This is a genomic window from Campylobacter sp. IFREMER_LSEM_CL2101 (assembly GCF_025771825.1).
Taxonomy (GTDB): domain Bacteria; phylum Campylobacterota; class Campylobacteria; order Campylobacterales; family Campylobacteraceae; genus Campylobacter_D; species Campylobacter_D lari_C.
Genome location: NZ_JAKMQZ010000002.1, coordinates 165,365 through 178,906 on the forward strand (window position 1 = coordinate 165,365; position 13,542 = coordinate 178,906).

A 13,542-nucleotide genomic window follows, 5' to 3' on the forward strand; every position below is an offset into this window, starting at 1 on the left:
AAATATATCATATAAGTTTAGTCTATATCACTAAATTTATATGATATATCATTATAAAGGTTTCTCATGAAAAAAATTCTTTACATTCTTTTAGGCGTAGTGTGTGTGGCATTATTAGCTATATATACATTATTATTTACAAGTATGGGTAATGCTTTTTTAAAGCCAAGAATCGAAACGATAATTGCTCAAAAAAGCGGTATGAATGTTAAATTTGAAAATTTTAAAATTAGTTTTTCACAACTTGACATTAAAGCAAATATTGATGATAAATTTTTTGCTAATATAGAAGGTGGTATATCACCTTTAAGACTAGGATTTGATTTAAATTATCTTTTAGGACTTAAACAAAATTATATTCAAGAACTTGGTTTAAAAAGTGATAAAGACTTTACATTTAAGGGTAATATTGTAGGTAAAAGTAGTGATTTTTCAGTAAAAGGCAATGGATTTTTGTTTGATTCTAATCTTAGCTTAGATGCAAAAATTGTTGATTTTTCTCCTATAAATCTTGAATTTATTGGTAAAAATATAGATTTAGCTCAAATTTTAGATTTTGCTAATCTACCAAGATATGCTCAAGGAAAAATTAGTATTATCAGTGATATACAAGCTAAAGATTTAAAACCAAATGGTAATGCTTTGATTAATTTTTACACAAGTTCTATCAATAATACTCTCATTGAAAAAGATTTTAATCTAAGCTTACCAAAACAAAGCTATATAAAAGGCGAAATAAGATCTTTAATCCAAAACAATGAAATTATTTCTAAAAGTGAAATTTTAAGCAATTTTTTTAAACTTTATACACAAAAAAGTATTTATGATATAACAAAACAAAGCTTAACTAGTGATTTTGACATCAAAATAGATGATTTTAATCAATTTTCATCTTTAGCTAAAATGAAACTCCAAGGTAACAGTCAAATTCAAGGTAATTTACTTTTTGCAAGCAATCAATTGCAAAAATTAGATGCTAACTTGCTTGGATTTGGTGGTAGCTTAAAAGCTATTTTAGAAAATAATAATCTTAACATCAACACAACCGATATTGAAGTAGCAGAGCTTTTAAAGACTATCTCCATGCCTGCTTTTATTAATTCTAAATTAATCTTAGATTTAAAAGCACAAGGACTTGATTTTAAAAATTTCAATCTAAATACTAGGTTAAACAATGCAAATATAAATGTTGTAGAATTTAAAAAACTAAGCAATCTTGATTTTCCAAAAACAACTTTTAATCTACAAGCTAAAGCAAATGCGAAAAATTCTTTAATTGATTATGAAGCTTTGCTTGATTCAAACATAGCAAAAATACCTCAGCTAAAAGGCTCATATAATCTTACAAATAAAGATTTAAAAGCACAAATTAGTGCTTTTGTAGATAATCTTAACAAATTAAAACCTTTAACCAAGCAAGATCTCAATGGACCTTTAAATTTAGATGCCAAAGTTGATCTTAAGGCAAATCAGATTCAAAATCTTGATGCAAATATTAAAATCATGCAAGGGCTTATCAATGCAAAATCCAATGGAAAAAGTTTACAAGCGAAAGTTGATAATATAAAATTAGAACAACTTTTTCCTTTAATAGGACAAAAAGTTTTAGCATTTGGTGATATAAATGCTGACATTGATTTAAAAACACTTGATTTTAACAATATTAATGGTGATTTTAAAGCCATTATTAATTCTTCTTTTAATGAAGTAGAATTATCTAAGCTTTTAGAGAAAAAATTTCCAAAGAATACTTCAGCAAAAATCAATCTTGATGGAAAAATTTCTAAATCAATCATTGATTTTAATGCTAAAGCTCTAAGTTCATTTGCGAATATTAATTCACTAAAAGGAAAATTTGATCTTAATCAAATGGCTCTAGCAAGTACTTATAATATTTCATTACAAGATTTTTCTAAGTTAGGATTTTTAGTCGATAGAAACTTAAAAGGCAAGGCTGATTTTGAAGGAAAATTTGATTTTAAAAACGCTTTAATAGATGCAAGTATTAATAGTAAAAATATATTTAACGGCTCATTAAATGCAACTTTAAAAAATAATATTTTTAACGCTAAAATGCAAAATACTGATCTTTCAAATTTAGCTCAAAGTTTAGATTTACCTGATTATTATCAAGCAAAATCAAATTTAAGTATTGACTATAATCTTTTAAAAGAAAGCGGTGTGGTGCTAATGAACTTAGCCGATGGACAACTTAAGAAAAACCTCATCACAAGTGCTTTAATGCTACTTTTACAAAAAGATATCACGCAAGATGTGTATCGCAATGGTGAAGCTAAAATAAACATCAATAAAAATCTTATAGATTTAAATTTAAACCTAGTGGCCGATAGAAGTAACATAAACATCAGCAAAGGTAAAATTGATACAAAAAGTACTAAATTAAACATTCCTTTTAATATTGTTATTGATAGAGCAAATTTCAAAGGCATTATAAAAGGAACAACACAAGATCCTAAAGTAAGTCTTGATACAAAAAGTGTTGTAAATTCTATTGTTAATACAATAGGCGGAAATGCTAGTGATGGTGCTAAAAATACGGGTAAAAAAGTAGATCAAGCAATAGATAAAATCTTTAACAAACTCTTCTAATACATCTAGCCTTTAAAAAAAGGCTAGATTTTTTAAAATAAACCAAATTTACCATCTTTTTTCTTATATAAAACCCTCATTTTTGCATCCATATCATTAAAAACTAAAAATATATCCTTACTTGCTTTTAGCTTTTCTAATGCTTCTTCAATTTCTAAAGGTTTATATAGTTCAAGCTCCATTGGAACTATCTCATCTTCTTCAATCACACTTGGCAATACTAAATTTTCTTTTATCTCATCTTGATGCTTATGGGTAATATTTTTATCATGCAATCTTCTTAAAACCTTAGAAATTCTATCAATAGCTAAATCTATAGCGGCATATAAGTCTTTATCCTTTTGCTTTACAACCACTGTATTAATACCAGCTAAGTTAATACTAAATTCAGCCCAAAATCCTTTCTTTCCATGCCTTTCATCAGCACTTATAACACAACGCGCAGAAATCACATCTAAGCCATATTTACTTAAAGCATCAAAGCTTTTTTCCACATACTCTTTTATAGACTCAGTTAGCTCAAATTGCTTTCCAACTATACTTGTATTCATTACTTCTCCTTTTTATGAAGTTAAATACATTATAGCACTTTAATCGTAAAAAATTAACTTTTTAAATAAAAAATAAATTTAAAATTTTAAAGGATCTAAAATAAGCGCACCATCTGCTGAAAGTTTTTTACCTTGAAAATGCATTTTACAAAAAGAAACAATTAAAGCATGAAAAATTTGATAAAGCTCGTATAATTTACATTCTTTTTTTAGTAAAACACACAATTCTTGTTGATTTTTAGCTATGTCTTTTTTTAAAAAATCTGCTAATTCATCATAACTTTGGCACTCATAACCTAAATAATTAGCTATTTTTGCACTATAAACATCAACTACTAAAACTTCTTTTTTACATATATAATTTAAAATTCCATCTGCACTTTCTTGACCAAAACCCTTAATACTCAAAAGCCATTCTCTATCCACTTCTTCTTTAAAAAGCTCAAAAGAATTAAAATCTTGAAAATATTTTTGAGTGAAATTTTTAATATATTTTGCCTTAGTATTATAAAATCCACTTGGTTTTATTAAAAGCGCTAAATCTTGAGTGTTTAACTTTAATAAATCTTCTATCTTAGTAATATTTGCTTGTTTTAAATTTATCAAAGCTTTTAATACATTTTTCCAGTTTGTATTTTGAGTTAAAACCACAGAAATTAAAATTTCAAACTCGCTTAAAGTATTATTTTCTAGCCATTCAAAATCTTGATAGTCAATATTTACATCAATTAAAGCTTTAAAAATTTCATATCCACTCATGCTTTTTCATTCTTTCTTAAATGCATCAAAATAGCCTCAATTACATCATCATCGTCTTTACTTTTTGCCTTAATGATTTCCTTACTCTCATCATCTTTTACAAAACAAATATTTTGCTCATAATTACTCACTAGTTTATAATACTTGCTAGCTAAAATTTTTATGATGATTAAATCCAAAAACTGCTTAGTAAAAATATCAGGCCTTCCAAAACGATCATTCATCTCACTTTCTATCTCATAAACTTCATTAACACTCATACACTTACTAAGTCTTCTATAAAGTTCTAATCTCAAACGATCTTCACTAATATACTCACTATTTAAAAAGGCATTGATGTTAAGCTTTAGATCTATTTTTTTCTCTTTAACCTCTTCTTTTTTACTTAGCTTATTAATCTCATCTTCTAACATTTTAAGATACAAACTATAACCAATTTGTTCTATATGCCCACTTTGATCCACTCCTAATAAATTTCCACCCCCACGAATTTCTAAATCATGATAAGCAAGCACGCTTCCTGAACCTAAATAAGAATTACTCTCTAAACTCGTAAGTCTTTTTAAAGAATCTTTTGTGATTTTTTCCTTATCTTCAATCAAAAAATAACAATATCCTTGCTTAGCACTACGCCCTACTCTTCCTCTAAGTTGGTGCAAATCAGCCATACCAAAGCGATCTGAATTTTCTACTATAATAGTGTTTGCATTTGCCAAATCAATACCACTTTCAACTATAGAAGTACAAAGCAATAAATCATATTCTTTATTTTCAAATTTAATCATTTCTTCTTCAGTAGTTTTTGCATCGATTTTAGAATGCAAGATTAAAATTTTTAAATTTGGAAACAAATCTAAAAGATATTTTTTACACCCATCAATACTTGCTATATGATTGTGTATATAAAAAATCTGCCCTGCTCTTCTTAATTCTCTTGAAATAGCTTCTTTAATCAAAGCATCATTACTTTCTCTAACAAAGGTACGCACATCCAAACGATCCTCAGGTGGAGTTTGTAAAACACTATATGATTTTAAAGAACTAAGAGCTTGATTTAAGCTTCTTGGTATAGGTGTTGCTGACATAGATAAAATATGGGAGTTTTTACTTAATTCTTTGAGTTTTTCTTTTTGTTTTACACCAAATTTATGCTCCTCATCTATCACGACTAAACCTAAATTTTCACACTCAACCCCTAAAAGAGAATGCGTTCCAACCACCACACAAGGCTTATTTTCTTTTAAAAATGTTAAAACTTGTTTTTTTTCTTTAGTGCTAGTAAAACGATCTAGCTTAAAAACCTCTATATTAAAAGAATCAAATCTTCGTTTTAAGGTTTTAAAATGCTGAGCCGAAAGTAAAGTAGTTGGTACAAAAAACAAAGCCGTATAGCCACTTTTTACACAAGTAAATATAGCATTCATAGCAACTTCTGTTTTACCAAAGCCCACATCACCACTTAAAAGCCTATCCATTACTTGAGAACTTTTTAAATCTTGAGTGATTTCTTGGCAAACTTGACTTTGATCTTTAGTGTAAAAAAACCCTGCTTTATTGATAAATTCATCTTGTAATTCTTGAGAGATTTTTAATTCTTTTGCTTTTATCAAAGCTCTAGCTGCTGCTAAAGAAACTATATTTGAAGCAATGGCAAATAATTTTTCTTTTAATCTTTCTTTGATTTTTAGAAAACTTCCTTTTCCAAGCTTATCAAGTAAAGGCACACCACCACTTGCACCGATATATTTATCAATCATATATAAATTTTCAACAGGCAATAAAAGCTTGTCATTATTTAAATACCCAAGAGCAACAAATTCTTTTTTTGCTCCTGCTATTGTAATAATCTCAAGACCTAAAAATTTAGCTATACCATAATCTTCATGCACAACAAAATCCCCGACTCTAAGCTCATCTATTGCCAAACTTGCTTTTCTAACTCTTTTATTTTTTTCTTTTTTATTTAAAGAGATGATAAGCTCATCTTGAGTGCTTAAATTAATTCTTTCTTGAGATATTTTTAATTTAATATTTGAAAATTCTTGTAAATTTAAAGCTTTAAACAAAGCTTCATTCTTTGCTAAAACAGTAATTTTTTTATCTTTATGAAAAGTGAAAAAATCATGATTATAAGAGCTTATTAAATCTTTATAAAATCTTGGTTCAGGTAAAATATTTTGATTAATTTTACTAATATCTTCTTCAAAATCATTTATATCAAAATTTTTTATACTCACAAAATTTAATTCTAAATAATCACAAAAATCATCAACACACCAAAAACCCAAAGAATTAACATCATTAATAATGCTTTGGCTTTGAAAATTTTGAATTTTTTCTTGTAAATTTTCATATTGCTCTTGATTAAAAGTACTCAAAAATGGACAAATCTCAATTTTTGAAAGTTCGTTTGGGATTGATTTTTGTGTATGAATATCAAAATATCTTATACTTTCTATCTCATCTGAAAAAAGCAAAATTCTAAAAGGCTGTTCTTCATTAATTGCAAAAATATCTACAATATCCCCGCGTATTGAAATTTCACCCTTATCTTGAACTATATCTACAAACTCATATCCACTATGTAAAATTTCTTCTTTAAATTTCTCTAAAGCAAGAAGTGAATTTCTTTTAAGAATAATATTTTTGAGATGCTTTTTTCCGGGGAGTTTTTGTAAGATTGTTTTTATAGGGGAAATTAAAATTTTATTTTCATCTTCTTTGTGATAAGCATTTAAAACTTTGCAAATTTCAAAAAGCTCTTTAGAAAAAGAGCGTAAATCACTACCAAATTCTGCTCTAAAATCAGGTAAAACAAAGGTCTTGAAATTTAAAAATAAACAAACTTGAGCTAACTCATCTGCTTCTTTATCATTCTCACAAATTATTAACTCAGTTTTGTTACTTAATAAATATTCATATAATTTAGCTTGCATTTTCTGAATTTTCTATACTCACATCGATAGTTGCAAGTTCTTCATCTTTTTCGATTATTTTACTGCTTCCATTAAATTTTCCACCATTTTCAATGCTTAATTGTTTAACTATGATATTACCATTAAGCACACCGCCGGATAAAATCTCTAAAGAATCAACTTGCATTTCTCCTTCAAAAACCCCATTAATCACTATCTTGTTTGCCTTAACTTGTCCTTTTAAAACACCACTTTTACCTATTACTATCACATTGGAAGAATTAATCACTCCTGTGATTTCTCCATCCAAATGAAGCATAGAGTCAAAATAAAATTTTCCTTCTATTTTTGCTCCGTTTGAAATGACTGTAGTTTCGGATACTGTAGCAATAGAGCCTTTATTAAAGATTGCCATGGAACTCTCCTTTCTTTTTCAAAAATTTGTTCGTAGTTTTTTCGGTTTAAATCTATAAAAATCTTAGGATCTAAAAGTTTATTAATAAATCTAACCTCATAATGCAAATGCGGCCCCGTAGAAAGACCTGTATTTCCTGTATATCCAAGTAAATCACCTTTTTTTACAAATTGTCCTGCTTTGACAACATCTTTACGCATCATGTGCGCATATACTGTTTTAAAACCAAAATTATGGATCAAAATCACTGAATAACCATAACCATTATTACTATATGCAGCATATTCAACCACTCCATTTGCCGGTGCATAAATGGGAGTATTTAAAGCTGCTCTTAAATCAATACCTGGATGAAACTCTTTTTTATTTAGTATAGGATGATGGCGCCATCCAAAATTACCTGTGATTCCATTATCTTCTATCACATGACCATTTGGAATTTGTGTTAAAAATAAATAAGCTTGATCATTAGTAAGTTTAACTTTTTCCAATCTTTCTGGTATATCTAAGCTCTCATCTTGCTTTAAACCTAAATTTTCTTCAATATCTGCAAGTTGGGTTTGAAGCTCATCATATAAGGCTGTTTTTTCCTCTAAACTTTTTTGCATGCTCTCATTTTGAGAAAATAATTTAGTATTTTTTGCTGATAAAGCTTCTTGTTCTTTTAAAAGCTCTGAACGTTTGTCTGCTAAATAATTAATATATAAAGCACCTAAAACTATAACAACAAAAACAAAAGAAGTAAAATAAATAATTACTTTTTTTATAATCTGACTTAATAAGAAATGTCTAGAACCATTTACATCTGTGATAGTTAGCGTAAATTTATCTTTCATTATAGCCTCTTAAAAAATTTTCTACCAATACAAAAGAACCAAAAACCAAATACAACTCATCTTTTTTTATTTGTTCAAATTTTTGATAAGCAATATCCAATTTTTCTAAATTTTCTAGCAAAACAGAACCTGCCAAAGGCCTATCTTTGCTTTCATACTCATAAATTTCAACTATTTTTATTATAGGCTTTAAAGCCCTTAAAATTTTATAAGAATCTTTATCTAAAAAACAATTATAGACTAAATGAACTTTTTTTTCCTTGAAAATTTCAGCTAAAGCTAAAGCCGCCATTTCATTATGACCCACATCAACAAAAATATTTTGACTTATTTGCTCACACCTTCCTTTTAAATCAAGTTTTGGTAAATTACTAATGCTGCAAATTAATTCTTTTTCATTTTTGGTACAAATTTTAGAAAAAGCTTCTAAGGCTAAAAAAAGATTATCTTTTAAAAAAGTTGCTAAATTATATTTTTGAATATAATTTTGCACATAAGGATAAATAGCCTTGTTTTCATCTAACGCACTAATATCTAAACTAGCTTGTTTTAAATTGGCTATTTTTTGAGCTAAATTTAATACTTTTACCTCTTGCTTGCGACTAACTAAAACTTTAGCGCTCATGGCCTTTAGTTTTGTTCTTGCTATTTCATCTAAGTTTTTACCTAATAAATCTTGATGATCAAAACCTATTTTAGTAAAAACACTAAAATCTATTTCAAAAACACTTGTTGCATCATACTCCCCACCTACTCCAGCTTCTAAAATCACATAATCGCAATCTTTAAAAACAAAAAATGCTAAAAATGTAGCATACTCAAAATAACTAAGTTTTTTGATATCTTCTAAAAAAATACCTTCTAATTCTTCATGTGCTTTTTCTAAAAGTTCATTGCTTACAATTTTCCCATTTAACCAAAATCTTTCATTAAATTCAAAAATATGTGGACTTGTATAATGCCCTACTTTATATCCTTGCTCTAAAAGTAAAAGTGCTAAAAATCTACCTGTACTTCCTTTGCCATTAGTGCCAATAATTTGAATATTTTTAGTTTTTGGAATAAATTTTTTATATTTTTCATACATACTAAACATAAAAAATCTACTGATTTTTTGTACATACATGGTTTTTTGTGAGAGTGTTTGTTGGAATTTCATACTAAGCTTTTTGCATTAATTCTTTTAAAATATCGCCATCTGGAAATTCTTTTTTTTCTACACAAGAAGATGATAAAACAAGCTTAACCACTTCTTCTTTATAAATAAATTTATAATCATCTATAAGTTTTAAAGCTTTTTCTGTAAAAATTTGAGCACTTTCTAAATTTTTACCTGGAAATATAATCAAATAAGAACTTTCATCTAAAATCCAAATTTCAGCCAAATTTTTACATAAATCTTTGAGAATTTTTTTAAACTTTCCGCTGATAGTTTTAAAACTATCAATACCATAGGCATTAATAACATGTTCTATATTATTGATTTTAAAGAAAGATAAAGCGTAATTAACCGCATAAAGCTTATAATTTTCATCAAGTTTTTTAAGCTCTTGAGCAAGATTCCATTGCTCTCTTTGCTCATCATCACTTGTAGCTTGAATTTGCGTTTTAATTTGAGCTATTTGCTCGTTTGCATATAAAAGTTTATCTTTTAATGTATCAAAATTAATCTGCACATTACCATTTTCATCTTTAGTTAAAGCATTAATAAATTTCACATCTTCTTGACTATTATCATAAAGCTTTGACACCATTTCATTTAAACTTTCTAAGTGCTGATTAAAAAAAGAAAGATTTTTTTGTATATAGTATTTATCTATTGCTTCTTTTTTTTGCAGCATCAAACAATACTCATGTGCAAATTCTTTTCTAGCAATCAATCTAGGATTTTCTTTTAGTTTTTGTTTAAATTGCTCCACTTCTTTACTCTCGCCAAATAAAGGCTCTAAAGAAGCTAGTAAAAGTTCGGCTTGTTTTTCGTAAGAGCGTTCTTTTAACATAGTGATAAGTTTTTCTATTAAAACATGAAAATCCAAAAACGCTCGGATGTTAAATTCTTCTAATTTTTTTAAAAGCTCATGATCTTCATAAGATTTTTCAAGTTCTCTCCATTTAGCTCTTAATAGATATATGGTTTCTAAATCCATAGCTTGAGATAATCTATGTTGAGTAATCTGAGCAAGTTCTTTGATTTTTTTATCTTTACTAATACTAAGTTGTTGAATGATTAAACCAAGTAAAGCATAAACATCTTCATATTTTCTACTTACCTGCCTATTAAGCCTAGAAACCAAAAACATCAAAAACTCATCAATAGTTCGAATACTTTTTCCTTTTAATTCTTGTTTATAAGAATCATCTAAAAGATTAGTATATTTTTCTATTCTAGCTTTATTAAGACTCATAACTCCTGCTTTTTTGGCACACTCTTCAAACACCTCACTATAATTTTCAGGAGTTGGATATAATTTACGCTCTTTTAATTTTATCAATGTTTCTTTTGCGATTTCATTGATATGGCTTGCCATTTTATTTATAACCCCTAATAGCTATAATAGAAACAAATTCATCAAAAGCTTCACTTGATGCATTTTTAATCGCTTCAAATCTAGCTTGATCGCTAATGATAGAGTTTGGATTAATATCAAAATTATAACTTCCTTTAGTATTTACGATTTCTTCTTTGCCATTTTTATAACGCAACACAAACTCCAAATAAAGCTCTGCTTTATAATTAACCACATAGCCATTTTTATCATAAACCATAGGATGAAATTCTAATTTTTTCATCGTAACTATAATAGAACTATCTGCATTATACTCATCTGTAATTTTTCTACCAAGCTTATTAAGCATAGCCTCTCTTAAAATATCTGTTATGTAAACACTATTTTCAGGATCTTGCTTACTGATATTAATTTTTAAAAATACATTTTCACCCAAAACCCTACTTGCCATTTGAGATGATGGAATATATCCACAAGCTATGATGAAAAAAGCAAAAAAAGATATTAAATATTTTTTCATTTAACCACCAAATTTACTAATTTCTTATCAATATAAATTTCTTTTACTATGGTTTTTCCGTCTAGCCATTTTGCAACATTTTCTTTAGCTAAAGCTAAAATCTCATCTTCTTTAGCTTCTGAATTTATTTCAATTTGTGCTCTTTTTTTACCATTAACACTAATAGCTATATTAAAACTATCTTTTACAAAAACTTCATCTTTTATTTTTAATACTTTAAAATTTTCACATTTAAATAAAAACTCACTAAGTTCAAAACAAACATGAGGGATAATAGGCTCTAAAATATTTAAAATAATATAAAAAGCTTCTTTTGTCACTTCTTTATGATTGATAGTATTTAAGGCATTTAAAGCCTCCATACATGCAGCTATTAAGGTATTAAAGGCAAAGCTTTCTTCATAAACTTCAAAAGATTTTTTCAAAGCTTCATATACTTTTAATCTAGCATATTTTTCTTCTTTATTTAAACTTTGATGATCAATTTCTTGCAATTTTCCACATTCTAAACTCATAGCCTTTTCATAAAGCCTATTGATAAATTTAAACGCACCTTCTAGCGCACTATCGTTCCATTCAAGTTCTTTAGCAGGTGGTGCAGCAAATAATATAAACAATCTTGCGCTATCTGCTCCATATTTTTCTATAATATAATCAGGATCAACTACATTACCCTTAGACTTACTCATCTTAGCACCATCTTTAGTGACCATTCCTTGGGTTAAAAGTCTATTAAAAGGCTCATCATCTTTTAAATAACCCAAGTCCCTAAGTGCTTTTTGGAAAAATCTAGCATAGAGTAAATGTAATATCGCATGCTCAATACCGCCGATATATTCATCAACATTCATCCAATAATTGACACTTTTTTCATCTACTGCTTTTTCTTGCCATGTTTTATCATCGCTTGCAAAACGCGCAAAATACCAAGAACTTTCAAAGAAAGTATCTAAAGTATCGCTTTCTTTTTGCGCTTTTTTTCCACATTTTGGGCAAATACACTCTTTCCATGCTTCATGCTTATCAAGTGGATTTCCTTCTCCATTTATCACTACATCTTCAGGCAAGGTAATAGGTAAATTTTCTATTTTTTGAGGAACTATACCACAAGAATCACACTTAATCATTGGTATAGGAGCTCCCCAATATCTTTGTCTAGAAACACCCCAATCACGAATTTTAAAATTAGTAACCTTTTTACCAATACCCAAAGATTCAATTTTTAAACTAATTTTTTCTCTAGCATCATTGCATTCTAGTTGATCAAATTCGCCACTATTAGTTAAAACGCCTTCTTTTAAAGTGTAGCATTGTGCGTCATTTTCATCTTTATAAATTACTTTTTTTATAGCCAAATTATAAGTTTTTGCAAACTCATAATCTCTTTCATCGTGAGCAGGCACACTCATAACAGCCCCGCTACCATAATCACTTAAAACAAAATTAGCTACCCATAAAGGAATTTTTTCTTTACTTAGTGGATGGATTACATAAAGATTTAAAAAATATCCTTCTTTTGGTGCGGCTTGTCTTTGGCGCGGTGTTTGATTTTGCATATTTTGAATTTTAGCTATAACATCTTGATCTAGTAATTTTTTATCAATTAATTCATTTACTATTTCATGATCAGGTGCTAAAGCAATGTAAGATACTCCATAAATAGTCTCAGCTCTTGTGGTAAAAACATTGATTTTTTTTACACTGATTTTATCATTTTCTTCTATATCAAAATCAAAACTAAGCCCTGTGCTTTTGCCTATCCAATTTTCTTGCATAGTTAAAACTTGACTTGGCCATTTTCCTTCTAATTTTTTAAGATCTTGTAATAATTCATCTGCATAAGCAGTGATTTTTACATAATATCCTGGCATTTTTTTTCTAATGACTTCATGCCCACAACGCCAACATTTGCCATCTTCAACTTGCTCATTTGCTAAAACTGTTTTATCATTCTCACACCAATTAACTTCAGCTTCTTTAGTATAAATAAGCCCTTTCTCATACATTTTGATGAAAAATTCTTGCTCAAATTTAGTATATAAAGGATCAGAAGTAGCAAGCATTCTTTTTTTAGAAAAAGAAAAACCCAAAGAAGCAAGTTCATTTTGCATATAATCAATATTTTCATAAGTCCATTTTTTAGGGTGGATACCATGTTTAATCGCAGCATTTTCAGCAGGCATACCAAAACTATCAAAACCTATAGGATGTAAGACGTTAAAACCTTTTTTTCTATAATACCTAGCCATAGCATCGCCTATGCTATAGTTTCTCACATGTCCCATATGAATTCTACCACTTGGGTATGGAAACATAGATAAAATGTATTTTTTTGGTAAAGAAAAATCATCTTTTGGTTCAAAATATTCTTTTTCTTGCCAAATTTTTTGCCATTTTTTTTCTATTTTACCTGCTTCATATGCCATTTT

10 protein-coding genes are annotated in these 13,542 nt (G+C 27.9%); 1 reads left to right on the forward strand and 9 read right to left on the reverse strand.

Annotated elements, in window-relative coordinates; all coding sequences use genetic code 11:
- Positions 1-66: 66 nt before the first annotated feature.
- Positions 67-2,610, forward strand: coding sequence for a hypothetical protein (locus L8V88_RS02190; RefSeq protein WP_263726584.1), 2,544 nt, complete (start codon positions 67-69; stop codon positions 2,608-2,610).
- A 32-nt stretch (positions 2,611-2,642) separates the two neighbouring features.
- Here the strand turns inward: L8V88_RS02190 and hpf are convergent, their stop codons facing one another.
- The 9 genes from hpf to leuS all read right to left on the reverse strand — a co-directional run bounded on the left by hpf (position 2,643) and on the right by leuS (position 13,539).
- Positions 2,643-3,161: a ribosome hibernation-promoting factor, HPF/YfiA family gene (gene hpf / locus L8V88_RS02195; RefSeq protein ID WP_263726586.1), complete on the reverse strand. Its 519-nt coding sequence runs from the start codon at positions 3,159-3,161 to the stop codon at positions 2,643-2,645.
- A 78-nt stretch (positions 3,162-3,239) separates the two neighbouring features.
- Positions 3,240-3,920 carry an endonuclease III domain-containing protein gene (locus L8V88_RS02200; RefSeq protein WP_263726587.1) on the reverse strand — a complete coding sequence of 227 codons (681 nt, stop codon included), beginning with the start codon at positions 3,918-3,920 and terminating at the stop codon, positions 3,240-3,242.
- Complete coding sequence (locus L8V88_RS02205) at positions 3,917-6,856, reverse strand: DEAD/DEAH box helicase (protein ID WP_263726588.1); 2,940 nt, start codon at positions 6,854-6,856, stop codon at positions 3,917-3,919. The genes L8V88_RS02200 and L8V88_RS02205 overlap by 4 nt, the downstream gene beginning before the upstream one ends.
- A complete protein-coding gene (locus L8V88_RS02210; protein WP_263723596.1) occupies positions 6,846-7,250 on the reverse strand; it encodes a bactofilin family protein in 405 nt (134 codons plus the stop codon). The genes L8V88_RS02205 and L8V88_RS02210 overlap by 11 nt, the downstream gene beginning before the upstream one ends.
- Positions 7,178-8,089 carry a M23 family metallopeptidase gene (locus L8V88_RS02215; protein WP_236681191.1) on the reverse strand — a complete coding sequence of 304 codons (912 nt, stop codon included), beginning with the start codon at positions 8,087-8,089 and terminating at the stop codon, positions 7,178-7,180. The genes L8V88_RS02210 and L8V88_RS02215 overlap by 73 nt, the downstream gene beginning before the upstream one ends.
- Positions 8,076-9,245: a Mur ligase family protein gene (locus L8V88_RS02220; RefSeq protein ID WP_263726589.1), complete on the reverse strand. Its 1,170-nt coding sequence runs from the start codon at positions 9,243-9,245 to the stop codon at positions 8,076-8,078. The genes L8V88_RS02215 and L8V88_RS02220 overlap by 14 nt, the downstream gene beginning before the upstream one ends.
- Before the next feature lies 1 nt (position 9,246).
- Entirely contained in the window at positions 9,247-10,614 is a 1,368-nt protein-coding gene (locus L8V88_RS02225) for a hypothetical protein (RefSeq protein ID WP_263726591.1), read from the reverse strand.
- A 1-nt stretch (position 10,615) separates the two neighbouring features.
- On the reverse strand, positions 10,616-11,113 hold the full coding sequence (gene lptE, locus L8V88_RS02230; protein ID WP_263726592.1) for an LPS assembly lipoprotein LptE: 498 nt from the start codon (positions 11,111-11,113) through the stop codon (positions 10,616-10,618).
- Entirely contained in the window at positions 11,110-13,539 is a 2,430-nt protein-coding gene (gene leuS, locus L8V88_RS02235) for a leucine--tRNA ligase (protein WP_263726594.1), read from the reverse strand. Before leuS ends, lptE begins: the two co-directional genes overlap by 4 nt.
- Positions 13,540-13,542: the final 3 nt, after the last annotated feature.